Origin of the sequence: Acinetobacter sp. GSS19, from assembly GCF_028621895.1 — a bacterium.
Taxonomy (GTDB): domain Bacteria; phylum Pseudomonadota; class Gammaproteobacteria; order Pseudomonadales; family Moraxellaceae; genus Acinetobacter.
In genome coordinates this window covers 2,063,414-2,088,703 of sequence record NZ_CP117520.1, presented here as the reverse complement: position 1 = coordinate 2,088,703, position 25,290 = coordinate 2,063,414, and the positions used below count along the sequence as shown (strand labels likewise).

Annotated in this window: 25 protein-coding genes; 15 read left to right on the top strand and 10 right to left on the bottom strand. The window is 46.7% G+C overall.

Going from position 1 to position 25,290, the window contains the following annotated elements:
- Positions 1 to 179: 179 nt before the first annotated feature.
- Positions 180 to 1,082: a DNA-binding transcriptional regulator HcaR gene (hcaR, locus tag PGW99_RS10015; RefSeq protein ID WP_273777542.1), complete on the bottom strand. Its 903-nt coding sequence runs from the start codon at positions 1,080 to 1,082 to the stop codon at positions 180 to 182.
- Between the two features lie 271 nt (positions 1,083 to 1,353).
- Here hcaR and hcaE point away from each other — a divergent pair, with 271 nt between their 5' ends.
- From hcaE to PGW99_RS09975, 8 genes are all read left to right on the top strand, one after another.
- Positions 1,354 to 2,766, top strand: coding sequence for a 3-phenylpropionate/cinnamic acid dioxygenase subunit alpha (gene hcaE, locus PGW99_RS10010; RefSeq protein WP_273777541.1), 1,413 nt, complete (start codon positions 1,354 to 1,356; stop codon positions 2,764 to 2,766).
- The gene (gene hcaF, locus PGW99_RS10005) at positions 2,763 to 3,323 is read left to right on the top strand and encodes a 3-phenylpropionate/cinnamic acid dioxygenase subunit beta (protein WP_273777540.1); all 561 of its coding nucleotides are present in this window, start codon (positions 2,763 to 2,765) and stop codon (positions 3,321 to 3,323) included. Before hcaE ends, hcaF begins: the two co-directional genes overlap by 4 nt.
- Positions 3,323 to 3,649, top strand: coding sequence for a 3-phenylpropionate/cinnamic acid dioxygenase ferredoxin subunit (hcaC, locus tag PGW99_RS10000; protein ID WP_273777539.1), 327 nt, complete (start codon positions 3,323 to 3,325; stop codon positions 3,647 to 3,649). Before hcaF ends, hcaC begins: the two co-directional genes overlap by 1 nt.
- Before the next feature lie 2 nt (positions 3,650 to 3,651).
- Positions 3,652 to 4,467: a 3-phenylpropionate-dihydrodiol/cinnamic acid-dihydrodiol dehydrogenase gene (hcaB, locus tag PGW99_RS09995; RefSeq protein ID WP_273777538.1), complete on the top strand. Its 816-nt coding sequence runs from the start codon at positions 3,652 to 3,654 to the stop codon at positions 4,465 to 4,467.
- A gap of 69 nt (positions 4,468 to 4,536) precedes the next feature.
- On the top strand, positions 4,537 to 5,493 hold the full coding sequence (locus PGW99_RS09990) for a 3-carboxyethylcatechol 2,3-dioxygenase (RefSeq protein ID WP_273777537.1): 957 nt from the start codon (positions 4,537 to 4,539) through the stop codon (positions 5,491 to 5,493).
- A 15-nt stretch (positions 5,494 to 5,508) separates the two neighbouring features.
- Positions 5,509 to 6,732, top strand: coding sequence for a 3-phenylpropionate/cinnamic acid dioxygenase ferredoxin--NAD(+) reductase subunit (hcaD, locus tag PGW99_RS09985; protein ID WP_273777536.1), 1,224 nt, complete (start codon positions 5,509 to 5,511; stop codon positions 6,730 to 6,732).
- Between the two features lie 85 nt (positions 6,733 to 6,817).
- Entirely contained in the window at positions 6,818 to 7,726 is a 909-nt protein-coding gene (locus PGW99_RS09980; RefSeq protein ID WP_273777535.1) for a DMT family transporter, read from the top strand.
- Between the two features lie 158 nt (positions 7,727 to 7,884).
- Positions 7,885 to 8,076 carry a DUF7230 family protein gene (locus PGW99_RS09975; RefSeq protein ID WP_273777534.1) on the top strand — a complete coding sequence of 64 codons (192 nt, stop codon included), beginning with the start codon at positions 7,885 to 7,887 and terminating at the stop codon, positions 8,074 to 8,076.
- 3 nt (positions 8,077 to 8,079) lie between these two features.
- Here PGW99_RS09975 and ptsP read toward each other — a convergent pair whose 3' ends face one another.
- Together ptsP and PGW99_RS09965 are read right to left on the bottom strand one after the other, a co-directional pair.
- Positions 8,080 to 10,374 carry a phosphoenolpyruvate--protein phosphotransferase gene (gene ptsP / locus PGW99_RS09970; RefSeq protein ID WP_273777533.1) on the bottom strand — a complete coding sequence of 765 codons (2,295 nt, stop codon included), beginning with the start codon at positions 10,372 to 10,374 and terminating at the stop codon, positions 8,080 to 8,082.
- Positions 10,375 to 10,460: 86 nt separating this feature from the next.
- The gene (locus PGW99_RS09965) at positions 10,461 to 10,943 is read right to left on the bottom strand and encodes an RNA pyrophosphohydrolase (RefSeq protein WP_273777532.1); all 483 of its coding nucleotides are present in this window, start codon (positions 10,941 to 10,943) and stop codon (positions 10,461 to 10,463) included.
- A gap of 184 nt (positions 10,944 to 11,127) precedes the next feature.
- Between PGW99_RS09965 and PGW99_RS09960 the strand changes: the two genes are divergently transcribed.
- The gene (locus PGW99_RS09960; protein WP_273777531.1) at positions 11,128 to 11,778 is read left to right on the top strand and encodes an HAD family hydrolase; all 651 of its coding nucleotides are present in this window, start codon (positions 11,128 to 11,130) and stop codon (positions 11,776 to 11,778) included.
- Between the two features lie 103 nt (positions 11,779 to 11,881).
- On the opposite strand, the gene ovoA is transcribed toward PGW99_RS09960, so the two are convergent.
- Positions 11,882 to 14,065 carry a 5-histidylcysteine sulfoxide synthase gene (gene ovoA / locus PGW99_RS09955; RefSeq protein ID WP_273777530.1) on the bottom strand — a complete coding sequence of 728 codons (2,184 nt, stop codon included), beginning with the start codon at positions 14,063 to 14,065 and terminating at the stop codon, positions 11,882 to 11,884.
- A gap of 128 nt (positions 14,066 to 14,193) precedes the next feature.
- Positions 14,194 to 15,060 (bottom strand): LysR family transcriptional regulator, encoded by an 867-nt coding sequence (locus PGW99_RS09950; protein ID WP_273777529.1) that lies wholly within the window; start codon positions 15,058 to 15,060, stop codon positions 14,194 to 14,196.
- 248 nt (positions 15,061 to 15,308) lie between these two features.
- Between PGW99_RS09950 and PGW99_RS09945 the strand changes: the two genes are divergently transcribed.
- Positions 15,309 to 15,794: a hypothetical protein gene (locus PGW99_RS09945; protein WP_273777528.1), complete on the top strand. Its 486-nt coding sequence runs from the start codon at positions 15,309 to 15,311 to the stop codon at positions 15,792 to 15,794.
- A gap of 157 nt (positions 15,795 to 15,951) precedes the next feature.
- Here PGW99_RS09945 and PGW99_RS09940 read toward each other — a convergent pair whose 3' ends face one another.
- Positions 15,952 to 16,188 carry a DUF2061 domain-containing protein gene (locus tag PGW99_RS09940; protein WP_273777527.1) on the bottom strand — a complete coding sequence of 79 codons (237 nt, stop codon included), beginning with the start codon at positions 16,186 to 16,188 and terminating at the stop codon, positions 15,952 to 15,954.
- A 245-nt stretch (positions 16,189 to 16,433) separates the two neighbouring features.
- On the opposite strand from PGW99_RS09940, the gene leuC reads away from it, so the two are divergent.
- The 4 genes from leuC to leuB all read left to right on the top strand — a co-directional run bounded on the left by leuC (position 16,434) and on the right by leuB (position 20,324).
- Positions 16,434 to 17,852: a 3-isopropylmalate dehydratase large subunit gene (gene leuC, locus PGW99_RS09935; RefSeq protein ID WP_273777526.1), complete on the top strand. Its 1,419-nt coding sequence runs from the start codon at positions 16,434 to 16,436 to the stop codon at positions 17,850 to 17,852.
- Positions 17,853 to 17,867: 15 nt separating this feature from the next.
- Positions 17,868 to 18,518, top strand: coding sequence for a 3-isopropylmalate dehydratase small subunit (gene leuD, locus PGW99_RS09930; protein ID WP_273777525.1), 651 nt, complete (start codon positions 17,868 to 17,870; stop codon positions 18,516 to 18,518).
- Positions 18,519 to 18,621: 103 nt separating this feature from the next.
- Positions 18,622 to 19,197 (top strand): hypothetical protein, encoded by a 576-nt coding sequence (locus tag PGW99_RS09925; RefSeq protein WP_273777524.1) that lies wholly within the window; start codon positions 18,622 to 18,624, stop codon positions 19,195 to 19,197.
- A gap of 47 nt (positions 19,198 to 19,244) precedes the next feature.
- Positions 19,245 to 20,324, top strand: a complete 1,080-nt coding sequence (gene leuB, locus PGW99_RS09920) for a 3-isopropylmalate dehydrogenase (RefSeq protein WP_273777523.1) — start codon at positions 19,245 to 19,247, stop codon at positions 20,322 to 20,324.
- A 153-nt stretch (positions 20,325 to 20,477) separates the two neighbouring features.
- On the opposite strand, the gene infA is transcribed toward leuB, so the two are convergent.
- Complete coding sequence (gene infA / locus PGW99_RS09915; RefSeq protein ID WP_001284370.1) at positions 20,478 to 20,699, bottom strand: translation initiation factor IF-1; 222 nt, start codon at positions 20,697 to 20,699, stop codon at positions 20,478 to 20,480.
- 231 nt (positions 20,700 to 20,930) lie between these two features.
- On the opposite strand from infA, the gene PGW99_RS09910 reads away from it, so the two are divergent.
- Positions 20,931 to 21,941, top strand: coding sequence for an AraC family transcriptional regulator (locus PGW99_RS09910; RefSeq protein ID WP_273777522.1), 1,011 nt, complete (start codon positions 20,931 to 20,933; stop codon positions 21,939 to 21,941).
- Positions 21,942 to 21,962: 21 nt separating this feature from the next.
- Here the strand turns inward: PGW99_RS09910 and truA are convergent, their stop codons facing one another.
- The 3 genes from truA to PGW99_RS09895 are packed head-to-tail and all read right to left on the bottom strand — an operon-like array spanning position 21,963 to position 25,278.
- Positions 21,963 to 22,766: a tRNA pseudouridine(38-40) synthase TruA gene (gene truA / locus PGW99_RS09905; RefSeq protein ID WP_273777521.1), complete on the bottom strand. Its 804-nt coding sequence runs from the start codon at positions 22,764 to 22,766 to the stop codon at positions 21,963 to 21,965.
- Between the two features lie 26 nt (positions 22,767 to 22,792).
- Complete coding sequence (locus PGW99_RS09900) at positions 22,793 to 23,752, bottom strand: asparaginase (protein ID WP_273777520.1); 960 nt, start codon at positions 23,750 to 23,752, stop codon at positions 22,793 to 22,795.
- Between the two features lie 50 nt (positions 23,753 to 23,802).
- Complete coding sequence (locus PGW99_RS09895; protein ID WP_273777519.1) at positions 23,803 to 25,278, bottom strand: fimbrial protein FimV; 1,476 nt, start codon at positions 25,276 to 25,278, stop codon at positions 23,803 to 23,805.
- Between the last annotated feature and the right edge of the window lie 12 nt (positions 25,279 to 25,290).

Genomic DNA, 25,290 nt, shown 5'->3' with positions numbered 1-25,290 from the left:
ATTTCATCAAATTGAAAAAATCGTTGAAAGTTTCTGCATTTTGAAGAATGGAGGGTGATGGCCCAATTGAGCAATAACCTTGCAAAAAGTAGGGGATTCAACTCAAGAAAAAACAACCATTATTTTTTTGCTAAATAATGGTGGGCCATCGCTAGGGAAGGAATAGCACAAAGTAGCATTTACTCTGCGCGATTAATGTCCAAATAAAATACTTTGGTCAGCAGTTCCATGAATTTTTGTACCGCAACAGAATTGCTGTTCTTGCGATAGCTGACATACAGGTCGAGGAACGGCAGTTCAACATCTAGGGGACGGATGACCGTATTGTTCATGGTGAGCGGTGCAATATAACCCGGCAAAATGGTACAGCCGAGACCGATCCCGATTGAATTGATATTGAACAGGATATTATCCGCTTTTTGCACGATATTGAATTCAATGCCATTATTTTTGGCAAAGTCTAAAATCGCATGATGCAGAGTGTGTGACTGTTCTGCTGCCGGAATAATAAAATCAATGCCATTTAAGGCTTTCACCGGAATACGCTCATATTTTGCCAAGGGATGATCTTTTGGCAAAATAAAAATCAGCGGTTCGCGTAATACAAACTGGCTTTCGATTTCTTCATTGTGAAAGTTGTGCCGGGTAAAGGTAATATCCAGCTCGCCTTTCTTCAGGGCACGCATTTGTTCGGAATTGTTCATACTGAGCAATTCGATCTTCAAATCCGAATTCTGTACTCGCAGATTGGGTAAAACATACGGAAAAATCTTCATCTCCGCCACAGGCACAAAGCCAATACGTAGCAATTGTTCTTTGGCTTTAGAAACTTGGCGTGCCATGGCAACGGCTTTATCTGCCTGAGCCAGCGTTAGACGAGCTTGCTCTAAAAAAACCGCGCCTTCTTCCGTGAGTTCCACTTTGCGTTTGGTGCGATGCAGTAGCTTGACGCCCACATCCTCTTCGAGATCCTTAATCTGCTGGCTCAGCGAAGGTTGTGCGGTGTAAAGTTTCAATGCGGCCTTGCTGAAATTTAATTCTTCAGCGACCGTAATAAAGTAGCGCAGGTGGCGTAATTCCATAAGACTAATCCAAAAAATGTCTTACTATCATTTAGAGGGAGTATAATCTATAAACAACTATCGCGTGAAGATTATTCTGTCATTTAGAAAATAAATGAATCAATGTGAAGAGAGAGTGATTAAATATAGCCTTGTATGCTTAAAATAATTCATAAAAGATATTAATTAAAACAAAATAAATATTTCCCTAAAATCCGTGAAAAAATCATCATCCTGCTCAAGTTGAGTCACTTTACTTTGTGCTGTCTTAACGGTCACAGGAGAGCTTTTCATGAGTGGAAAAATTGATGTACGTGAAATCGATGCACTCGTCGATGCACAACATGGTCGCATTTCACCATCTATTTATACAGATCCAGATATCTACGAATTAGAACTAGAACGTGTTTTTGGCCGTACCTGGTTGTTCCTTTGTCATGAAAGCCAAATTCCAAAGGCGGGTGACTTTTTCAATACCTATATGGGTGAAGACCCGATTATTGTGGCACGTCAAAAAGATGGTTCAGTTAAAGCATTTTTGAACCAGTGCCGTCACCGTTCTATGCGTGTGAGCTACGCAGACTGCGGTAATACCCGTGCCTTTACTTGTCCATACCACGGTTGGTCTTATGGTATCGACGGTTCACTCAAAGACATCCCGTTAGAAAATGTTGCCTTCCCTCAAGGCGCATGCAAAGAGCAATGGGGTCTAGTAGAAGTTAACCGTGTTGAAAACTATAAAGGTTTGATCTTTGGTTGCTGGGCAGAAGACACCCCTGATTTACGCACCTATATGGGTGATATCGCTTGGTATCTGGATGCATTGATTGACCGTCGTGAAGGTGGTTCAGAAGTCATTGGCGGGATCCATAAATGGGAAATCAACTGTAACTGGAAATTCGCAGCAGAACAGTTTGCCTCAGACCAATACCATGCACCGTATTCACATGCCTCTGCAGTTCAAGTGTTAGGTGGTAAACCGGGTGATGATTCATCAAAAGCACTTGGTGCAGCGCAAACTGCGCGTCCAGTTTGGGAAACCGTGAAAAACTGTGTGCAATATGGTCAACGTGGACATGGTTCAGGTTTCTTCTTGACCGAGAAGCCAGATGCTAACTTCTGGGTAGATGGTCAGGTTGCTGATTATTTCCGTGAAACTTATGAAGAAGCCAAAGAACGTTTGGGCGATATTCGCGCGTTACGTTTAGCGGGTCATAACACCATGTTCCCAACTTTATCTTGGCTCAATGGGATGACCACTATGCGCGTTTGGCATCCACGTGGTCCAGATAAAACTGAAGTTTGGGCATTCTGTATTACCGACAAAGCTGCACCACAGCACATTAAAGAAGCGATGGAGCTGAATGCTTGCCGCGCATTTGGTCCTGCAGGTTTTGCTGAAGCAGATGATGGCGAAAACTGGATTGAAATTCAGAAAGTTCTTCGTGGTTACAAAGCACGTAATAGCAAACTCATTATGGAAATGGGTATGGGCAATGAAAAGCTACGCGATGACGTGCCAGGCATTACCAACCACATTTTCTCAGAAACTGCAGCACGTAGTTTGTATAACCACTGGGCAAACTTGTTGATCCATGAAAAATGGGAAGATGTAGAAAAAGCTACAGCAGCCTATGAGCAAGAGCTTTTAGAGAAAGGTCGTTCAGCTGACGCTATGGCAGATGAGAAGGAGATTGCGAAATGAATCATGCCGTTGATGCAGTAAAACCACAACCAGCATGGCGTTCGATTAGCTTGGAACTCCACCATGACATTAGCCAGTTCTTATATGCTGAAGCACAATTGTTAGATGACTGGAAATTCCGTGACTGGCTCGATATTTTGGGTGAAGAGATGCTCTACACCCTTAAAACGGTGACCAATGCACAGACGCGTGACCGTCGTAAAAGTATCGCACCGCCTTCAACCTGGATCTTCCACGATACGAAAGCGGTATTAGAGCGCCGTATTGCGAAAGTTGAAACCGGGATGTCATGGTCGGAAGAGCCTCCGTCACGTACCCGTCATTTGATTACCAATATTCGTGTCGAGCCAACAGAGCAGGCAGATGAATATGTAGTCCATAGCAACTACATGCTTTATCGCTCGCAAAAAGAAAAAGACGTATTGATTTATGTGGGGAAACGGGTTGATTTGATCCGTAAAAATGACGAGAGCCGTCTAGGTTGGACGATTGCCAAACGTGACATCACGCTCGATCAGGCAACTTTAACTTCCCACAACATTACGGTGTTTTTCTAATGCAAAAGATTTTTGTTTGCCAAGTTGACGAATTAGACGAAGGCGAAGCATTGAAAGTGGATTGCGGCGTAAACGGTATCGAAGCGCTTGCTGTATTTAACAATGGCGGTGAATTCTTCGCGATGAATGATAAGTGCAGCCATGGTAATGCATCGATGTCTGAAGGCTATCTTGAAGAAGATGGCACCGTTGAATGTCCATTACATGCCGCCCGTTTCTGTCTAAAAACTGGTCAAGCATTATGTTTACCAGCAACGGATCCAATTCAAACATTCCCTGTAGTGGTTGAAGATGGTGCGTTGTACGTCGAGATGGCAGGAGCGTAATCATGGGTTGGCTAGAAGGCGAAGTTGCCCTGATTACCGGTGGTGGTTCAGGTCTCGGTTGGGCTTTGGTGGAGCGCTTTCTTGAAGAAGGTGCACATGTGGGCGTGTTACAGCGCTCACAGTCAAAAGTCGATGCTCTGAAAGAACGTTTTGGTGATCGAATTGTGGCTGTCGCTGGTGATGTTGCCAACTATGCAGACAACGTCCGTGCCGTTCAGGCGACTGTGGAGCGTTTCGGGAAACTGGACTGCTTCATCGGCAATGCCGGGATCTGGGATCACTATGCCGATATCGTCAACACTTCGGGTGAGCAACTGGATAAGGCCTTTGATGAAATCATGGGCATTAATACCAAGGCGCTCATCCTGGGTGCAAAGGCGGCTTTGGATGCATTGATAGCTTCTGAAGGTTCTATCATATTTACTTTGTCTAATTCCGCGCTGTACTCAGCCGGTGGAGGCCCCGTATATACAGCATCCAAGCATGCGGGTGTCGGGATTATGAAAGAACTGGCTTATGAACTTGCACCTAAAGTACGAGTGAACGCGGTTGCCCCATCGGGTATGAATGTGAACATCAAAGGCGCTGCGTCCTTGGGTCAGGAAAATCTTGGCCTGTTGGATGCGCGTGATCCCGAGAAGATCGCACGCGGTATGCCGCTGAACTTCTTACCCGAACCTGAAGAAATGACTGGTTCCTATGTGTTACTGGCTTCTCGCCAAAATAACCGTCCTTTGACTGGTGTTCTGATTAATGCGGAATGTGGTCTGGGTATTCGAGGCCTACGTCAGCCTCGTGCCGGTTTCTTTGACGAGTAAGCAACGCCTTTAACATTGAAAGGACTATCCTCGGCAGCCTTTGGGCTGCCTTCCGTTTAGGAGTCACCTATGGCCGTTAAACTTATTTGTGCATCGCACAGCCCTCTGATGGAATTTGCCTCACCGCAAGATTCTGCCCAAGAACAAAAAGTTCGTGAAGCCTTCAAAAAATTGTCTGCAGAAGTCAAAGCCTTTGATCCGACACTGATCATTACCTTTGGTCCAGACCATTTCAATGGGTTCTTCTACGACCTGATGCCAAGTTTCTGCGTGGGCATTCGCGCGACTGCGGCAGGGGACTGGGATTATGGTCCGGGCGCATTGAATGTGCCGGAACAAACTGCTTTGGCAATGGTTCGTCGTGTACTGGATGAAGGTGTGGATACTGCCTATTCTTACCGCATGCAGGCCGACCATGGTGTGACTCAACCTTTGCACTTCTTGTGTGATGGCCAATTGGATCGTTATCCAACCATTCCCGTGTTCATCAATGGTGCCGCTGCGCCAATGCCAACCACCAAGCGCACCATCGCTTTAGGTCGTGCCGTGGGTCAGTTCATCAAGTCACTGAACCTGGAAAACGAGCGCGTTTTGGTATTGGGTACCGGCGGTTTATCACATGATCCACCAACGCCACAAATGGGTTCAGTACCACCAGAAGTGGAAGAATTCCTGATCTGTGGTCGTAACCCAACCCCTGAAGCACGTACTGCACGTCAGGCCAAAGTGATTGCGGTCGGTCAAAAGCTGGCAGCGGGTGATACATCAGTGTCTGTACCGTTGAATCCAGAGTGGGATATCGCACTGCTGGAAAAATTCAAGAATGCCGACTTTGCGGCACTTGAAGCCATGACCGAAGCTGAAATCCGTCGTGATGGCGGTCGTGGTGGCCAGGAAGTTCGTGCCTGGATGGCAGCATTTGCCGCACTCGATGAGCTCGGGGCTTACGAAATGACGACCCATTGCTACGAAGCGATCAGTGAATGGATCGCGGGCTTTGGCATCGTTTCTGCTGAACTGAAGTAATAAGGATTTAAGCAAATGAGCGTTTCAACCATCGTAATCGTTGGTGCTGGTCAAGCTGGTGCAAGTGCGATTCTAGAGCTTCGCGCTAACAAATACGAAGGTAAAATCATTTTGGTCGGTGATGAAAATCACCTGCCATATGAACGTCCACCTTTGTCAAAAGACGTGATTTTAAAACCTTCCGAGACCAAGATCGAAATTTTATCGGCTGAGAAATTGGCGGATCTTGGTGTTGAGGTCATCACAGGTAATGGTGTTGAGCAAATCAACGCAGAACAACACAACATCGTGCTGAAAGACGGTACAGTTGTGGCCTATGACAAATTATTGCTGGCGACAGGTGGTGCAGCGCGCCGTTTACCAGAGCTTGATGCCTTGGGTAAACACGTTTATACCTTGCGCAATCTGGAAGATTCTCAAGCCCTCGTTCCGGTGTTGCAACCGGGCAAACGCATCATCCTTGTGGGTGGTGGCGTGATCGGTCTGGAGCTGGCATCTAGTGCACGTTATAAAGAGTGCCAGGTCACTGTTCTGGAACAGGGCCCGATGGTGATGGGTCGCAGTTCACCAAGTATCTTGAGTGAATTCCTGTTGGCACAGCACCGTGCACGTGGCATCGACGTTCGTTTGTCAACCAAATTGCAAAAAGCAGAACTGCGCGGTGAAGAAGTGGTGATCACTTTGGACAGCGGTGAAGCGCTGGTGGCAGATGCGGTGATTTACGGAATCGGTATTGTGCCAAACGCTCAGCTTGCTGTTGCAGCAGGTCTGGATGTGGACTTCGCGGTGAAAGTGAATGAAAACTGCCAGACTTCAAATCCGGATATTTATGCAGCCGGGGATGTGGCGACGCAACTGCGTGAAGATGGTGAATACCGTCGTATCGAAACCTGGGAAAATGCCAACAACCAGGCGGGTGTGTTTGCACGTCATGTGATGGGCGTTGAACAGCCAAAAGCTAATCCAGCTTGGTTCTGGACCGATCAGCTCGACATCAACTTCCAGTTTGTTGGTGATATGGCTGCAGCAGAATGGCACGTTCGTGGTGATATGGATGTAGCGCAAGGTTCTGCCGCTTCATTCGTGCTGTTTGGTGTGACCGATGGCGTGATTGTTGCAGGTATTACCGTAAATTCTGCCAAAGACATGCGTCATTTAAAAAAAATGATTGCTAAAGCTGCATCGTTTGAAGTTGAAAAGCATCTGGATTTAGGTTTGGATTTGCGTAAAGCCGCTTAAACTGCTTCAATCCATTCCTGAACAGACCTATAGCCTCGCGTTATAGGTCTGTTTTTTATTCAGTCTCGTTTTCCATAGTATTTTTATGCAATCAACCTCTCCTTCCATGGTGTTTACCTCTTCCATTTATGCCTTGCTGGTGCTGATCTGGGCGACCACTCCCTTGGCGATTGTCTGGAGTGTGGCGGAAGTGCATGCCATGTGGGTGCTGATCATCCGTTATTTCGGTGCCTCTTTATTGGCTTTGCTAATCCTGAAGCTGCTGCGTGAGCCTTTGCCTTTTGACCGGATTTCCCTGAAAAGTTATCTGGCGGGCAGCCTGAACCTGATTGGTGCCCAGTTATTTATTTATCTGGCCGCCAGTTATTTGACTTCGGGCTTGATGGCATTGATGTTCGGCTTTTCACCGCTAGTGGCCGGACTGATGGGGCATTTGATCTTGAAAACCCAAAAGCTGGTGGCGCTGCAATGGTTGGGCATGCTGGTGGCGGTGTCCGGGTTGAGTTTTGTCTTCGCCGATTCAGCGGATAGTCGGGTCAATCCGCTGGGGATTGTGCTGATGCTAATCAGTATGGTGTCGTATATCAGCTCGATTTTCTGGGTGAAACAGATCAATGCCCCGTTAAGCCCGATGACGCAATCGACCGGTTCATTGATGGTTTCGGCACTGGGTTCCTGCCTGCTGATCCCGTTTGTCTATCAGCACATGCCAACGGAGATGCCGGGCATGAAAACCATCATCGGTTTTCTGTTTACCATGGTCATGTCGTCCATTGTGGCGATGCTGTGCTATTTCTGGCTGATCAAACGTCTGAACGCCTCCACGGTATCCCTGAGTAACGTGATGACACCTCTGATCGCACTGGTACTGGGTGCGATGTTAAATCAGGAAAAAATTACCTCAGGCGCCTTTATCGGCATCAGTATCGTGATGCTCGGCATCGTGATGTATTTCTGGAAAGACTGGAAACGACAATATTTTAACCGCTGCTGATTTGATCTTTGTAGGGAATGTAGATAGGAGCAGCTCATCCACGAGCGAATTATTGTAAAAATTGCCTTCAGATGCTTTAAAATTCAGCAGCCGAGCGCATATTGAATTCAGCAATCCTGCTTTATCAATACGCTTGCTGATTGAGGAGAAACCGAAAGATGGCAAAACGTCAGTCCGTTGGGCCGCAACCACTTCCGAATTTTGTCGCGAAACACATGCATGAAGTCCAGCGCAGTCAGGTCTTTGTGGATCGCAAAAAGAACCTGAAACGCGGTTATGAAAAACATAAAAAAGGGCGAGATTCCATGGAAGATCGCCCTTTTTTATGCTCTGTCATTTCATCTTGCTAAGGTTTAGGCATTGACCAGACGTGAGGTCTTCACCATGTCACCCAAGCCATGGGTTTTAAAGTAATACTCAATCCAGCTCTTCACAATCAGTGGATTATTCATTGTTAAGGCATGGTCTAGCAGTTGTTTGGCATCACTCATCGGCACATGGCAGATGGCTTTACGTACCCGCAGAATGTTGCTCGAACTCATGGACAGGGTATTGAAGCCCATCGCCATCAATAAAACCGCTGATAATGGATCACCGGCCATTTCTCCACAGATACTGATAGGTTTTTGATACTTGTGACATTCGCCGACCAGACGTTGCAAGGCACGTAATACCGACGGATGGAAATGCGAGTAGACGTTGGCCACACGCGGATTGTTACGGTCTACCGCGAGTAAATATTGTGTCAGGTCATTGGAACCGACCGAGAAGAAATCTACCAGTTGGGCAAATTCATCAATCTGCAGCAAGACGCTCGGAACTTCAACCATGATGCCGAGTTTCGGTTTGTTAATCTTGACCTGTTCTTCTTCCTGCACCGCATGCCAGTCTCGATCCAGCAAATACAGTACTTCTTCAACTTCACTGACACTGGTCACCATCGGCAACAAAATATGCAGATTGTTCAGGCCAATACTGGCTTTTAGCATGGCACGAATCTGTGAGGAGAAAATCTCCGGATGATCTAGGGTAAAGCGTAGACCACGCCAGCCCAAGGCCGAGTTTTCTTCCTCGATCGAGAAGTAGGGCAAATCTTTATCCGCGCCAATGTCCAAGGTACGCATCACCACCGGTTTATTGGCAAAGTGACTGAGCTGCTGCCGGTAGATGGCACGTTGTTCTTCTTCACCCGGGAAGCGATCGCGCAGCATGAACGGAATTTCTGAGCGGTACAGGCCGACTCCTTTGGCGCCGCGCTGTACACCACGCACCACATCAATCATCAAGCCAGTATTAACGTACAGTTGTACCGCAACACCATCCGGCGTGATCGCATCTTTGCTTTCGTATTGTTTCAGATCTTTGGCGATCTGTTCTTCTTCTTTCTGGATCTCTTTATAACGCTGACGTAAACGCCGTGGCGGATTGACAAATACACGCCCCTGATAGGCATCGACAATCATTTCCGCATCATCCAGGGTGTTCACAGGAAGTTCCGTTACACCCACTACGGTTGGAATCCCCAAGGCACGTGCCACAATCACCATATGCGAGTTGGCTGCCCCTTCTGAGGTGACAATCGCGGCAATTTTATCTACGGGTAATTCGACCAGCGCAGCAGTACTGATTTCATCACCAATCAGGATGCTGTCCACACTGAGTTCGCGATGGCTGGCATCGGCTTCTTGCAAATAGGCCAGAATACGGCGTCCCAGATCTTTTAAATCCGAGACCCGTTCCCGTAAATAGTCATCTTCCATTTGTGCAAACAGAGCAATATGTTTGTCGATGACGCGGCGCACCGCACCTTGTGCCCAGTTGCCTGCACGAATCAGTTCTTTGATTTCACATGGTAGTGCATTTTCATCCAGCATGCGCAAGAACACGCTGAACAGGGCACGCTCTTCAGACATCAAAGAGTCTTGCATTTTGTCATCGAGGGAAGCGATTTCTTCGCGTACGGATTCGACTGCATGATCGAGCAATTCGAGCTCTTCGCTGATGTCATCGGCTTCACGGTCAGGAACCGCTGCCAAATCTGCAGGGGGATAGAGCACCATGGCACGACCGAGGGCAATACCACCGGCACCGGAAACACCCTGGAAGGTCTTATACAGGGGAGAGCTGCTCGGTTTACGGAATACGTCAATATTACCCACAGCATGAGCATGGGCAATTACGCCAGAGAGCTGCGCGCACAACGTCACCAAAAAAGATTCAGCCGCTTCACTGAAATCTTGTGGCTCTTTCTTTTGCACGACTAGCACGCCCATCACCTTACGGCGATACATCACCGGGACACCGAGGAAGGAATTATAAATTTCCTCACCGGTTTCCGGTAAATATAAGAAGCGTTCATGTTTTGGCGCATTGTCGAGGTTGACAATTTCTTCACGCTGACCCACCAGGCCGACCAGACCTTCACCGACCTGTAACGAGACATTGCCGACAGATTCCGGATTCAGACCTTTTGATGCCATCAGCAGATAGCGCTGGTTGCGTTCATCCAGCAGATAAATGGAGCACACATCAACTTTCATGGCTTCCGCCACCTGGTTGACCATAATGTCGAGAGATTCATGCAAACTCACCGAAGCATTGATCTCTTGGACAATGCGTCTGAGGGTGTCTAGTTGCATATTCGACATCGAAGCGCGCTCCAATTTTTACCTATTCTTTATACTGTAGTTATAGCAGCAGTTGTTTTAAAAAGCATTCACCAAAGTGATGATTCTTAATACGATTGCTGCGGTAACTGCATACAGAGTTCCATCATGGCGCGGCGGTAAACATCACGTTTAAAATTGACCACCTGGCCCAGTGGATACCAGTAACTGACCCATTGCCACTGGTCGAATTCAGGCGGATCGGCCAGATCCAGCTGAATATGACCTACTGAGGCGGTCAGCTTTAATAAAAACCATTTCTGTTTTTGTCCAATACATACCGGATCTGAATCAGACCGGATATATCGATGCGGCAAACGATAGCGCAACCAGCCTTTGGTTTGCGCAATGATTTGGACATGTTCGGGCAACAAGCCGACTTCTTCTCTCAGTTCACGGTAAAGTGCCTGTTCAGGGGTTTCTCCATACTGGATACCTCCTTGTGGAAATTGCCAAGCATTGTGACCAATGCGTTTTGCCCATAAAACCTGTCCGTCATCGTTTGCCAAAATGATCCCGACGTTGGGTCGGAAACCTTCGGAGTCGATCATCTGGCTACCTAAAATTTATCTATTTCGTTGACTTTGAAATCGGGGAGAACCAATATCTGTCTCCAGCTCGAAAAAGATCAAAGTAAAATGTGAAAAAATTGCTATGATCTTAACGAATTTCTATCGACTAGCGGAGATAGATTTACATTTTTTTTCTTTATTTTCAGTTTGTACGAGAATTTTCATGAAATTGGCTTTGTTTGATTTAGATCATACCCTGTTAAATACCGATTCCGACCATTCTTGGGGCGAGTTTCTGGTCAGCGAAGGTTTGGTCGATCCGGTTCGACACCGTCAAATCAATGACCAGTTTTATGAAGACTACAAAGCCGGTCAACTGAATCCGTATGCCTATAACGAATTTGTTTTCCAGTTTCTCACCCAGCATGACAATGATTATCTGAGCGATTTGCACAACCAGTTCATGCAAAAAGTGATTCGTCCCAAAATGCGTCCGAAGGGTTTTGCAGCGATTCAGAAACATAAAGATTTGGGTCATGAAATTGTGGGTATTACAGCCACCTCAGACTTTATTACCGCACCGATTTTCCGGGAGTTTGGCATCAGTGAAATTATTGCCACCAATGCGGAAGTCATTGATGGTCAATATACAGGTAAGGTTGCGGGGCTTGCCTGTTATCAAAAAGGTAAGCTGGACCGTTTAGACCAGTGGCTCGAAGGTCGTCAGGTTTGTGAATCCTGGGCCTATTCTGATTCAATTAATGACCGTTTTTTACTAGAACATGCCACGCATGCGATTGCCGTGAATCCTGATGAACAGCTGGCACAACTGGCGCAGCAGCAGGGTTGGGAAATTCAGGACTGGTCGATTTAATCAGCATTAAGGGTCAGTACAGTCAGTAAAAACGGTGCTGAGGCACCGTTTTTTGTTGCAGCACAGAGCGGTTTGTAATCGACAACCGGCTTGTTGCTTAGAGTTAAGCAATACGTTGCCAAAAGGTGACTTGTGCTAAGGTGTGCTGAAATTTACGCTGGGTTTCCCGAATCACAAAAGGGAGCTCTTGAGGTTCGGCCATTAGACGGAAATACGGTGCCAGTAAGAGCTTGAGCCCGTCGAGGGTGGTCAGGCTTTCCCCATCTTTTTTAAAGCCACCGATCCATTCACTGCGTGCGGTGTGTTCCTCCAGCCAGGTATATGGTGAGGTCAGCATCAGTACACCACCCATATTCAGACGTTCATGAATGTTGCTCAAGAACTGTGCCGGGTGATGCAGGCGGTCAATGAGATTGGCAGCCAGAATCAAGTCATAACCCCGGAAGATGGCTTTTAGATTGCAGGCGTCCCCCTGATAGAACTGCACTTTATCCCGAATGTCGAGCAGGCCGTAATCATCTAAATGACAGGCCTTGTACTCGACCAGTTCACCTTCGGTCGGGATGGTGTAATGCAGGGTTTCTCCTTGGGCCAGCCGTACGCCGTTCTGGATAAAGCGTGCAGAAAAATCAATTCCCACGACTTCATCAAAGCTGCGTGCTAGTTCGAAACTGGCCCGTCCAGTGGCACAGCCGAGATCCAGTGCTTTACGTTTTGGTTGATCCAACAGCGTGTTGAGTGCCAACTGCACCACACGCTGGGCAAAATTGGCTACACCAAAATATTCAGCGCCATACTGAAATTCCAGATATTCCGAGACCAGTTTGTCGCTTTCATATTGTGAGACCATCGGTTGCAGTTCCTGATTAGACACCACATAACGAAAACCGGCATGCTGGAAAAAATGCCGACGGAAAGCATAACGTGAGGAGGCTTGGGCTTCATTACCACAGGAAATCCAGGAACCTCCCTTGATCAGATTATGCCGTCCATCGAAAGTCGGGGTACTAAAGTCATCATAGATTGGATGCACCACAAAACCGGAAAACGGATAAATTGGGGTTTCCGTCCATTGCCAGACATTGCCCTGCACATCGAAGAATTCACCGTGCTGGAAGTGATTGACTGGACAGGACGAAGCACCATAGTTGAGTTGAATATTCGCCTGTTGGCTGAGGTCAATCGCGTTTAGGCCGGAAACGGTATAGAGCCTGTACCATTCATCTTCAGTGGGTAAGCGTACTTTCTGTCCTGTTTGCTGGGCTTTCCAATTGCAGAACGCCTTGGCTTCATGGTAATTCACCTCGACTGGCCAGTCCCAGGGCATCGGGACTTCTTCGGTCATCAGACGTAGATACCATCCATCTTGTCGTTGCCGCCAGAACGTCGGATACATCGCTTGACTATATTCACGCCATTGCCAGCCTTCCGTTTCCCAATACTCGGCAGTGCTATAGCCCTGATCCTCCACAAAAGCGCGATATTCCTGATTGCTGACCAGATAACGGCTGGCCATAAAGGCATTCACCGTGCTGTGATGCTGTCCATACTCATTGTCCCAACCGTAGATCGTGTCCTTATGGGTTTTCTGCAGGCGTACTTCACCCGCAGGAACACTCAACAGTTCATTCGCGGGAGCTGTTTGACTCAAATGATTCGGCTGCCACTGCGGATGGGGTTTGACGTAGTGCAATGCATGCTGGCGAATCAGCACCGAAGAGGTTTCCAGATGAATCCGTTCATGTTCAATACCCATTAAAATTGCCCACCACGGATGCTGCCAGTCAATGGGCAGTACCAACGGGGTATGCTCAATAATGCCCAATACGATCACCTTAACCTGATCCCGGTAGGTTTTAACCTCCGCAGGTGTCGGCCAGTCATAATGGCTGTCATCCAGATCATCCCAGCTCATTTCATCCACGCCGACAGCAAAAATTGATTCAAAATGTGGATTCACCCGTTGTGTAATCAGTTTGCTTAACAGCAGTTTATTGATCAAAAAGGTTGCAGTATGACCATAATAAAAAATTAGCGGATGGCGTAGGGAAATCGGTTTGTGGTAGAAGGCTGCATCACTGTTTAGACATTCAAATAAAGATTCATAACATTCAAAGGTATGTAAGAAATCCTGACGTAAACGCTGGCGCATCTGCTCGGGATCACTGAGATTCAAGCTTGGGGTGGGCGCAAATGCATGTGCAGACCGGATGAGTGCATTTTCTGTTGGGGATGTGGGCGCATTTAGATTGTTATTGTCATAAAGTGGGGAAGCGCTATGTGACATCACTCTGCTCCTTGACGGTATAAAAGTGGATGTAGCTCCGTGCTTAAAATGCCACGGTTTTCTTTCCAACTTACGCCAAATTTTCCCCGGATGTTTTATGATTCGGTAACAACTTGATGCTGCATGACTTATTTTGATGTTTGCATGGATTGAACTAAGGCTTGTGCCGCTTTAGATTGCGTTCTTCCGGGATGCCAGACCATGCCGAGTTGGCGGTTCATTTCTAGTGCAATATTCAGACGTTTTAAGTCATGGTTGAGCAGGGTTTTCGGTAAAACTGACCAGCCCAGCCCAATGGAGACCAGCATGCGGATAGATTCCAGGGGATTGTTACTCATACTGATTTTGGGTTTGAGTCCTTGTTTCTCAAATTCGGCCAGGGTGATTTGGCTGGTATAAGTCTGCGCAGAAGGTAACAGACTGGGATACTGGCTCAGATCCTGCAGGGTCAACTCAGCTTGCTGCGCTAAAGGATGAAATGGGGCCGCGACAAAGACCAAGGGATCTTCCCACATCGGGATATATTTCAGGCGTTCATCACCAATCGGAGGCAGGGTTAAAAACGCCAGTTCCAGATCACCATTCAACACCTGTTCATGCGCCTGTTCTGAATCGACAAAATGCACATCTAGCGTCACGTCCGGAAACTGCTGCACATACTGCTTTAAATGCTGCGGCAAATGATGCAAGCCAATATGGTGACTGGTGCCAATGGTCAAGCGGCCTTGTACCTGTTTCTGTTCATGACTCAGGGTATGCTGGATATCGCCGAGTTCATTCAGCCAGTTTTTCACTTTGGGCAGCAGTGAACCGGCAGCATGGGTCGGCTGGATACCACGCCCGGCCGATTCAAACAGTTTGACTCCAAAATATTCTTCCAGGCTATGAATGCGTTTGGTGACAGCGGGTTGGGTAATAAACAGCTGTTCGGCCGCTATGGAAATGGAGCCGGTTTCCATCACTTTCACAAAGGCTTCAAAGGCAGCAAGGTTCATGCATGATCCATGGATAAAATTTTTTTATTGATTTTGTGATTATTGAAAATTTTTAGAATGAATTAAAGAAAATCGTAAAATTTTTCTATAAATTAGTGCAGTTAGAAAATTAATTGAATCAATGGTAAAGGAAATAATTCTATTCAGTGTAATGTCATGCTTATTTAAAAAATCAGAGCTAATTTACTAGATGAAAACAGGATTAGAATTTTAAATAAAAAAATAAACTTAGAAGGATTTTATTCAATATGCAGCAATCACTCAGGTTAATTGAAGGAGTGGTAGGAGAAATTCGGATTATTGATGAGGGTATTGTGATCTGGTACAAGAGCAGATCTAGCCAGAAATCTATTGCGGTCAAGCAATATTTAATCAAAATTGGATTACAGCAAGTCAGACTGACCTCTAGCAATCTGGACATACAAATTGGCGACCAAGTTCGAATGGTCATATTGCCTGTCGCTCAAGCAGGTGTGTATATAGGCTTTGCGCTGCAAAAAGATCAATGTCTGTACCTCAATCCAAGACTAAACCCAGATTGTGCATCCCTTCAAGCGATGGGTGAAATTTCTAAACGAGCAATCTTCATCGGACTGATTTTAGGTGGTTGGATCGGATTCTACGATTTCAACTTGGGTCTCGTGGTCGCATTTAGTGTGATGGCTTTTAGTGGCTTTAAAACAGGCCTGCACAGATATATACAGTATGTAAAAGAGAAGCGAACCGCTATTTAACTACCTTATGTCAATTGTTCAATTTACCGAAAGTAAATCTGTTTCATAAGTGTTATCGAAAAACCCGACATGAAGGAATTATTGATTTAACGACTTTAAACTCAATCAGCAACTCAACAAGAAAGAGGATGTTTAAAGGAACATCGATTTAAGGTCATTAAACCGTGATTTTTTCATTGCTTATGGGGGCTTTTTTTTCCCAAATACGTTCATGAATAAAGAACGCCACTGCCTGCACAGTCGGTTCTAGCAAACTCAAAGTCATCGCCACCCAGATACTGCCTGTCACGATATAACCCACCAACATGGCTACTGTGATGTGCATGATGTAATAGCTGAAGGTTTTCTTTAAGGTTCTTTGGTTATGATTCACAAAGCGTTGAATTTTAGCCATCAGCCTATCCTCCATTTCGCATCCGTTTGTTGTTGATTTTAGATTATGAGAATTATTCTTATTTGTGAAATGGGGAAATTTTATGCTGTCGATTCATTTTTTAGATGAGAAGGAAAAGATGAGAGCAGATAAAATCATTCCAAAAAGTTTATGAATTAATAAAAATGATAAATTAGTTTTATGTAAAACCCGCGTTATAATCCATTAAATTCACAAAATACCCAGTCCAATGGAGCACGTCCGACATGGCAGGCAAAACATTATATGACAAGTTGTGGGATGACCATTTAGTCAAGCAGCGTGATGATGGTTCAAGCTTAATTTACATCGACCGTCATTTATTACATGAAGTGACCTCACCACAGGCGTTTGAAGGCTTGCAATTGGCAGGCCGAAAGCCATGGCGTCTGAGTGCTAACGTGGCCACGCCAGACCATAACGTTCCAACGTCAAAGAAAGAGCGTGAACAGGGCGTTGCCGGGATTGAAGATGATACTTCACGTATCCAGGTACAAACGCTGGATGATAACTGTAAGACCTTCAATATTGTTGAATTTGACATCAATGACATCCGCCAAGGGATCGCTCACGTGGTGGGTCCAGAGCAAGGTTTGACCCTGCCGGGCATGACCGTGGTGTGTGGTGACTCGCATACGGCAACCCATGGTGCGTTCGGCTGTTTGGCCCATGGTATCGGGACCTCTGAAGTTGAGCATGTCTTGGCGACCCAGTGTCTGGTTCAGAAGAAAATGAAAAACATGCTGGTGCGTGTTGATGGCAAGCTTGGCAAAGGCGTTACTCCAAAAGATGTGGTATTGGCGATCATTGGCAAAATTGGCACGGCAGGCGGTACTGGTCATGCGATTGAATTTGGTGGCCAGGTGTTCCGTGACATGTCGATCGAAGGTCGTATGACTGTGTGTAACATGGCGATTGAAGCCGGTGCACGTGTCGGTATGGTGGCTGTGGATGACAAGACCATCGAGTATGTGAAAGACCGTCCATATGCACCAAAAGGCGAACAGTGGGATCAAGCAGTAGCCTATTGGAATACCTTGCATTCTGATGAAGATGCGGTATTTGATAGCGTGGTGGTATTGCAAGGTGAAGAGATCGAGCCGCAAGTATCTTGGGGGACTTCTCCTGAAATGGTAATTCCAGTGTCACAAGCGGTACCGACTTTGGAACAGGCAAAAGACGACGTACAGCGTAACGACTGGACGCGTGCTTATCAGTACATGGGCTTAACGGCAGGTCAGTCTTTGGCGGACATCCAGATCGACCGCGTATTCATTGGTTCTTGCACCAACTCGCGTATTGAAGACATCCGTGCTGCCGCTGAAGTGATTCAGGGCCGTAAAGTGGCACCAACCATCAAACAGGCGATGGTGGTTCCAGGTTCTGGTTTGGTGAAACAACAGGCAGAAGCTGAAGGTTTGGATAAAATCTTCCTTGAAGCTGGGTTTGAATGGCGTGAGCCAGGCTGCTCGATGTGCTTGGCGATGAATGCCGACAAGTTACAACCGGGTGAGCATTGTGCTTCGACCTCGAACCGTAACTTTGAAGGTCGTCAGGGCAATGGTGGCCGTACCCATCTGGTCAGTCCAGCCATGGCTGCTGCTGCGGCATTGGCAGGTCATTTTGTTGACGTTCGTTCATTCTAATTGGGGAAGAGCAATATGAAAGCTTATACCGTTGAACAAGGCATCGTGGCGCCATTAGACCGTGCGAATGTCGATACTGACTTGATCATTCCAAAGCAGTTTTTGAAGTCTATCAAACGTACCGGTTTCGGTGACAACCTGTTTGATGAATTGCGTTATCTAGATGAAGGCTATTTGGGACAGGACATCAGCAAACGTCCTAAAAATCCGGATTTTGTGTTGAACCAGCCACGTTATCAAGGTGCGAGCGTATTGCTTGCCCGTCAAAACTTTGGTTGTGGTTCTAGCCGTGAGCATGCGCCGTGGGCATTGAATGAATACGGTTTCCGTACTGTGATTGCGCCAAGTTTTGCTGACATTTTCTTTAATAACTGCTTCAAAAACGGTATGTTGCCGGTGATCTTGTCTGAAGAGATTGTTGATCAGTTATTCAAAGAGTGTGCAGCAAGCGAAGGCTATCAATTGACCATCGACCTTGAAGCACAGGAAGTCCGTACTCCAGCGGTCGAAGCCTTCAAATTTGAAATTGATCCATTCCGTAAACACTGTTTATTGAATGGCTTGGATGATATTGGTTTAACCTTGCAGGATGCGGATTTGATCCGTGCCTATGAAGAAAAAACCAAACAGGTGCGCCCTTGGGTTTTCCAGGAAATCCAAGCTTAAAAGCACAACATTTAAGCATGGCGATGCAGTCCAACTCTTGCTAACATGCGTAGGGATATAAATATTTATCGTTTGCTCTATTTAGTGAGGTTGGGCCCAGACCATGATCAAGATTTTAGGTCACAGCATTGCTTTGCTGGTATGCGGCGTAGCGCTGAGCGCCTGCCAAAGTACCCAGCACATGGTAGACACCATGCGTCTCAAACAGGCGAAAAATTCGACTACTGAGCAAGCGAATGTCACAATTTATTGTTCAGGTACCGAAGACTGTCAGTTTGAGCGCGTGGACAATTTAAAAATTGTCGACCCGGTATCACGCCGTATCAATCATGAGGCGATTAAGCGTGGTTATGTGCATTTGCAAGCCAGCTCCTCGAGCCAGCCGAATGCCCTGTATTTAACCGTTCCGGCTAAGCAGCAGGAAGTCGTGGTGCGCTTCTATCCGATTTCACCGGATCGTGCAGAAACCATTCATGTGATTCACAAGTTTGTGGCCAATCAAAAGTACACATTCAAGATGTACCGTGATCGTTCCAAACATGCCGGAAGCCTGTTGAATGTGTCAGTTCCTGATCCCCTGTGTGTGGACTTACAGCAAGGCCAGCGTACCATTCGCCGCTTTTGCCGACCTTATGATGCACTGACCGGACTCGGTGAGTTTGTCGAACAAAAAATTTAATCTCTGATTGATCCTGAACGGATCAATTTTGCAAAATGGAAACCCTCATGTCTAAACATATTCTGATTTTGGCTGGTGATGGCATCGGTCCAGAAATTGTCGCTGCCGCAGAACAGGTGTTGACCCGTGTCAACGAAAAATTCAACTTGGGTCTCAGCTGGGAACAAGGTCTTTTGGGTGGTTCGGCAATTGATGCGCATGGTGAACCGTACCCATCTGTAACTTCTGAACAGGCGAAAAAGGCGGATGCGATTCTGTTAGGTGCTGTGGGTGGGCCAAAATGGGATACGATTGAGCGTTCCATTCGTCCAGAACGTGGCTTGTTAAAATTACGTAGTGAATTGAACCTGTTCGCCAACTTGCGTCCAGCGATTCTTTATCCGCAATTGGCAGATGCATCTAGCTTGAAACCAGAAATCGTCGCAGGTCTGGATATCTTGATCGTACGTGAATTGACTGGCGGGATTTACTTTGGCCAGCCACGCGGAATCCGTGAATTGGAAAATGGCGAGAAGCAAGGTTTCAACACTGATGTTTATTCTGAGTCTGAAATCAAGCGCATCGCGAAAGTGGCCTTTGAACTGGCTGGCCTACGTGGTGGCAAAGTGTGTTCAGTAGACAAAGCCAACGTATTGGAAGTGACCGAACTTTGGAAACAGACAGTGACTGCGATGCAGCAGGAACAGTATCCAAATATCCAGTTATCCCATATGTATGTTGACAATGCGGCGATGCAATTGGTTCGTGCACCAAAACAGTTTGACGTGATTGTGACGTCTAACCTGTTTGGTGACATCCTGTCTGATGAAGCAGCGATGTTGACTGGTTCAATCGGTATGTTGCCATCAGCGTCATTGGATGAAAATGGTAAAGGCATGTATGAACCTTGCCATGGTTCTGCACCAGACATCGCAGGTCAAAACTTGGCGAATCCATTGGCGACTATTCTTTCAATTGCGATGATGTTACGTTACACCTTCCGTGAAGAGACTGCAGCAAAAGCAATTGAAGATGCCGTTGGTAATGTCTTGGATCAAGGCTTGCGTACAGCGGACATCATGTCTGAAGGTATGAACAAAGTCGGTACTCAAGAAATGGGTGCAGCTGTTGTAGCTGCTTTGGGTTAAGTTAAACCCAGTAAAAAAACGCAGCTTATGCTGCGTTTTTTATGTTCAATTTTCGAGATCTGTGTCATATGGGGTCGCTTGAAAAAGCCAAAAGCGCCAAATCACAGACATAAAAAAAGCCACGTGACGTGGCTTTCTTGCTTGCGCTAAAACTTAGCGTGCACGATAAGTGATACGACCTTTGGTCAAATCGTAAGGTGTCATTTCAACCTTTACACTGTCACCAGTTAAAATACGAATATAGTGCTTACGCATTTTACCTGAAATGTGAGCAATCACTTCGTGACCGTTTTCTAAACGTACACGGAACATCGTATTAGGAAGCGTTTCGGTGACAACGCCTTCGAACTCAATGAGTTCCTCTTTATTGGCCATAGCCTACCTGATAATCAAATTGGAAAGGCGCAAATTATATACAATTTCCTCGAAAAAAACAAGGTGGCAGGGAGGTTCCACTGTACACATGACAGGCAAATAAGCGAATGTTGAGGTTAAAGTTTCTCGGCAAAATTCTTTGGGCTGATGTTGTCAGTTCGGCCAATCAAAGCTAATCTAAATTCTATTTTTTCAATATTTAACTTTTTTATTCATCAGCAAGGAGTAGCTGTGGCTCAACGAACGGATGCGTCAATCGTCTTAAGATTTGGTTATCAGGCCATGCGTCGCGCCGGCTTGCCAACCGAGGAAATATTGAGCAAAGCCGGTGTTGCCTTAAATCAGGTTGAAGCCAACCAGCGCACACCGCTGAGCGCCCAGCATGCATTCTGGAGCGCAGCACAGGAGATGAGCCAAGATCCGGATATCGGTCTGCATTTGGGGGAATATTTGCCCTTGTATCGTGGGCAGGTGATTGAACATCTATTTGTCAGTAGTGCCAATTTCGGTGAAGGCTTGCAGCGGGCACTGGCTTACCAGCGTTTGATCAGTGATGCTTTTCAGGCCCGTTTGGTGATGCAGGATGGACGTTGTTATTTGACTAATGGCATCCAGGACATCAAAGATCCACTGGTTAACCGACATTTTACTGAAAGTGCCATGTGCGGGATTTTGCGGTTTTTTAAATTTATTACTGAAGGTCAGTTCCAGCCCATTTATATTGACTTTGATTTTGCGCAAGGGGCAGCAGCCGAGGAATATCAGCGAGTCTACCAATGTCCGGTCAGTTTAGGTCAAAAAGAAACCCGGCTGTACTTTGATCCGGCGATTTTGCATCATCCGCTCTGGCAGGCCGAACCTGAACTGTCGCAATTGCATGAACAACTGGCATTAGAAAAACTGCAGGAACTGGCACGTTATGATCTGGTCGGTGAAGTCCGCCGTGCAATTGGTGCCACACTGGAAAGTGGAGAGACTACCTTGGAAACAGTTGCTGCACAGTTACAGATTACTCCACGCCGTTTGCGCACCCAACTGAGTGAAGCTCATACCAGTTTTCAGCAGATTTTATCGGATTATCGCTGCAGGTTGGCCAAAAAACTTTTAGCCAATACCCATGAGAGTGTGGAGCGGATTGTCTATCTGACAGGATTCTCCGAGCCAAGCACATTTTATCGGGCTTTTAAACGCTGGACCCAAGAAACCCCGGTCGAATACCGTAAGCGTAAACAGCAGATCTAGACCCAGTCGAGATTACAGTGCTTATTCCGGCATATTCAGCCAGTGCGGTCCTAAAGGCTGTACGGGTAATTGGGATTGCCATGGTTCTGGATAGTAGGCCTGAATAAAATATAGGCCATGCGGTGGCGCTGTAATTCCAGCGGCCTTGCGGTCTTGTGCTGCAAAAATCTCGTCAATATGATCGATATCATACATCCCTTGGCCGATTTCCAGCAGACAACCCATAATGTTGCGCACCATATGGTGTAAAAAACCGTCGGCTTGAATGTCCAAAACCAGATACTGTCCATGCTGGGTCATGCGGCAATGTGATACATGACGGACGGGCTGATTTGATTGGCAGGCTGCGGCACGGAAACTTTCAAAGTTATGTGTGCCTTCAAATTTCTTGGCAGCCTCGATCATTTTTACGGCATCGAGGGGCTGGAATATATGCGTGACCTGTTTATATAGTAAAGCCGGACGATGGGGGGCATTGTAGACCACATAACGGTAACGGCGCGCACAGGCTTTAAAGCGGGCATGGAAATCTTCGCCCATCGGCTGAATCCATTTCAGTGCAATATCTTTGGGGAGCAGGGTGTTGGCGCCCATCATCCAACCACGTTCTGGACGGATGGCATTCGTATCAAAATGAGCCACCATATTCGTGCCATGCACACCGGCATCGGTACGGCCAGCACCATGTACAATGATGGGCTCATCGGCGATCTTGCTTAGCACACGCTCTAAGGTTTCCTGTACGCTGGGAACACCGGGCTGCTGCGTTTGCCATCCACGATAACGGATCCCACAAAACTCAATCCCGATTGCATAACGCTGCATGTTTACCTCGATGTCGATTACGGATGCTACCAGTGTGCAGCCCATTGTTCTGCAGTTGGGTATTGTAAATACATTTGCAGTGCTTTGGCATACAGATCGGCATGGCTTAGGGTGTTATTCAGCATAATTTTGCTGGATTGTACCCATTGGCTGACGGCATAACGTTGATCAATGCCGCCAAATGGAACCTGAGTGGTCAAAATACTCAGACAGCCCTGAGCATAGAGCTGTTCCAGACAGTGCTCGATTTCAGGCGTGACCTGCAAATTACCTGTACCATAAGCTTGCAACACCAGAAAAGCAGGTGGGTGCGGTAAAAGCAGCTGTAGATTCTGTAGCAGCAGTTCAGGCTGGATAGGCTGTACATGCCAGCTTAACAGGTTGAAATCTCGGGCACGAACTAGATAATGCTCATTGATGATAAAACCACTACAAGGTTCTTCGGGGAGAGACTGTTCCGCTGCTAGGCCACGAAAGGCATCTAGCTCAGTGCTATGCATTTTTATTGCAGTTTGGGCATGCCAGACCTGATGATGGAAGGCGAGATACACACCTACAGGAAGTGTTAATACGTGCTCGAGTGCAAGATTCAAATTGTCATGTGCATCACTGAATTCACGAGTATTGTCGCCTTGCGTGTTGAGCAGCGGATACTGACTGCCGGTCAGAACGACGTGGCAGGAGGTGCCTAGACAGCGTGCCAGCACAGCAGCAGCATAGCTTAACGTATCTGTGCCGTGCACAATGACAAAATGCTGGTAGCCGTGTAATTGCAATTGCTGGATGTATTGTACCAGTTGTAGCCAGTCTGCTGCCGTGTAACGGCTACTATCGAGGATACAGGGCGCAGCTATGCAGTCGACCTGCAAATGGGGCGGTAGTATTTTTTTTAGCTGAGGCAGGAACAGCTCAGCTGGCATCGGCATTAAAGGCTCACCTACACAGCCAAAAGTGCCCCCCATATACAATAAGGCGATTTTTTTCATGCATAAAAAAAGCAGTCGGGATGGACTGCTTATAGTAGAACGAAGCGTGCTTAAGAAGCTATTTGTTTGAGTAAAAGCTCAGATTGCTCACGTTGTTCTGGATTGAACTGTGCTTCATTTTCGCTGAGTAGGCGGCGCGCTTGGGCATAAGCACCGAGCTGAATATACTGTTGTGCCAATTGTAAATTCAGGTTGATCTCATTGACTTCCAGCAACTCAGGGAAAGATTGAGTCAATGGATCATGTTGGTCCACTAAAGTGGTCGTCTGCTCAACTAGAGCTGGCTGTGCAGGAACATTGCTTTCAGCTGCTGTATCCAGGCTGATGGCAGGGGCGTCCAGATTGAATTCCAGACCACTGGCTGGTGTTGCTGTCAGTGTTGGAACTTCAGGGATGAGCACAGCTTCAGATACTGGTGTTTCAACTGCTGTAGCTTCAGGGCTGCTACTTGGTGTCGTCAGGTCAAAGCTAGCAAAGTCTAGTTTAAACTCAGTTTCTGCTGGAGCACTGTCAGCTTTTGGCTCTACTACAGGAGCTTCAGCAACAATGACCGGCCCACTCGCTTCAACTTTATTGGCACTCTCTAGTGAGAACGAAAACTCCAGAGGTGCTGGTTCTGCTACAGTATTTTCTGGCTCTGCTTCTGCAACTTTCGCTGTTGGGGCAGACTCGATGACAGGTGTATCCAGTTTGAATTCAAGCGCCTGAGAAAGATCTTGAACAGGCTCTACAGCTTTTGGAGCCTTTGTTTCTTCGATGATGGTTGCCGGGGTATCAACAACAATTGCTGTTTCAGTCTTAACAGCGGTTTTTGAAAAATTGAATTCAAGAGGTGTAACAGCTGCCGGAGCAGGTTCAGGCTCATTTTTGACCGAAGAGAATTCAGATTGAAGTTCATCAAATGAAGGTTTGCTGTTTTGCGGTTCAACTAAAGCATCAAAGCTGGCTGCAGTGACACGATTTTCAGTCGGTTGTACGCTTGGTTTTACTGTTGAACTCAATTCAGCAGCTTCTGCGGTCACTGGTGTTTCAATGCTTTGTGCTGCAGTAATTGATCGTACTTTGTCTTGGTGGGCTTGCTGTTGTGCTTCTGCCTGCTGCAAGATGTCATCTAGGCCTAAATCACGCAGTTGATTCATTAACTGGCGGATGGCGAAATCATCTTTTTGTTCTAAATGAATTTCAAGGAGCAACAAATATAATTCATGCTGCGAGGCGTCACGGTTTAAAGCCTGGTTAATTTCAGCTTCTGCTGCAAAGAAATTGCGTGACTGGATGCGTTGACGGATTTGCTGGCGGATTTCTGGTGCCAGCGGTGTTGTTTGGTTCGCAGCAGCTTGCTGTGTGGTTGGAAAATCGAGTGCTGCAGGTGTGCTCTTTGCGGTATTTTTAGCGGTCGTTTTTTTGCCAGCTTTTTTGTTGACCGTTTTGCTGCTGGTATTGTCTTCTTTCTTGCTGGCTTCACGTTTCTTAAGGACGATGGCCACAACCAACAACAATATAAACGGAATCACATAGAGCATCATATTTTAAACCCC

Bases quoted from the DNA above. Each gene is read 5' to 3' on its own strand.
- hcaR (WP_273777542.1), bottom strand. From the start codon at position 1,082: ATGGAATTACGCCACCTGCGCTACTTTATTACGGTCGCTGAAGAATTA.
- hcaE (WP_273777541.1), top strand. From the start codon at position 1,354: ATGAGTGGAAAAATTGATGTACGTGAAATCGATGCACTCGTCGATGCA.
- hcaF (WP_273777540.1), top strand. From the start codon at position 2,763: ATGAATCATGCCGTTGATGCAGTAAAACCACAACCAGCATGGCGTTCG.
- hcaC (WP_273777539.1), top strand. From the start codon at position 3,323: ATGCAAAAGATTTTTGTTTGCCAAGTTGACGAATTAGACGAAGGCGAA.
- hcaB (WP_273777538.1), top strand. From the start codon at position 3,652: ATGGGTTGGCTAGAAGGCGAAGTTGCCCTGATTACCGGTGGTGGTTCA.
- PGW99_RS09990 (WP_273777537.1), top strand. From the start codon at position 4,537: ATGGCCGTTAAACTTATTTGTGCATCGCACAGCCCTCTGATGGAATTT.
- hcaD (WP_273777536.1), top strand. From the start codon at position 5,509: ATGAGCGTTTCAACCATCGTAATCGTTGGTGCTGGTCAAGCTGGTGCA.
- PGW99_RS09980 (WP_273777535.1), top strand. From the start codon at position 6,818: ATGCAATCAACCTCTCCTTCCATGGTGTTTACCTCTTCCATTTATGCC.
- PGW99_RS09975 (WP_273777534.1), top strand. From the start codon at position 7,885: ATGGCAAAACGTCAGTCCGTTGGGCCGCAACCACTTCCGAATTTTGTC.
- ptsP (WP_273777533.1), bottom strand. From the start codon at position 10,374: ATGTCGAATATGCAACTAGACACCCTCAGACGCATTGTCCAAGAGATC.
- PGW99_RS09965 (WP_273777532.1), bottom strand. From the start codon at position 10,943: ATGATCGACTCCGAAGGTTTCCGACCCAACGTCGGGATCATTTTGGCA.
- PGW99_RS09960 (WP_273777531.1), top strand. From the start codon at position 11,128: ATGAAATTGGCTTTGTTTGATTTAGATCATACCCTGTTAAATACCGAT.
- ovoA (WP_273777530.1), bottom strand. From the start codon at position 14,065: ATGTCACATAGCGCTTCCCCACTTTATGACAATAACAATCTAAATGCG.
- PGW99_RS09950 (WP_273777529.1), bottom strand. From the start codon at position 15,060: ATGAACCTTGCTGCCTTTGAAGCCTTTGTGAAAGTGATGGAAACCGGC.
- PGW99_RS09945 (WP_273777528.1), top strand. From the start codon at position 15,309: ATGCAGCAATCACTCAGGTTAATTGAAGGAGTGGTAGGAGAAATTCGG.
- PGW99_RS09940 (WP_273777527.1), bottom strand. From the start codon at position 16,188: ATGGCTAAAATTCAACGCTTTGTGAATCATAACCAAAGAACCTTAAAG.
- leuC (WP_273777526.1), top strand. From the start codon at position 16,434: ATGGCAGGCAAAACATTATATGACAAGTTGTGGGATGACCATTTAGTC.
- leuD (WP_273777525.1), top strand. From the start codon at position 17,868: ATGAAAGCTTATACCGTTGAACAAGGCATCGTGGCGCCATTAGACCGT.
- PGW99_RS09925 (WP_273777524.1), top strand. From the start codon at position 18,622: ATGATCAAGATTTTAGGTCACAGCATTGCTTTGCTGGTATGCGGCGTA.
- leuB (WP_273777523.1), top strand. From the start codon at position 19,245: ATGTCTAAACATATTCTGATTTTGGCTGGTGATGGCATCGGTCCAGAA.
- infA (WP_001284370.1), bottom strand. From the start codon at position 20,699: ATGGCCAATAAAGAGGAACTCATTGAGTTCGAAGGCGTTGTCACCGAA.
- truA (WP_273777521.1), bottom strand. From the start codon at position 22,766: ATGCAGCGTTATGCAATCGGGATTGAGTTTTGTGGGATCCGTTATCGT.
- PGW99_RS09900 (WP_273777520.1), bottom strand. From the start codon at position 23,752: ATGAAAAAAATCGCCTTATTGTATATGGGGGGCACTTTTGGCTGTGTA.
- PGW99_RS09895 (WP_273777519.1), bottom strand. From the start codon at position 25,278: ATGATGCTCTATGTGATTCCGTTTATATTGTTGTTGGTTGTGGCCATC.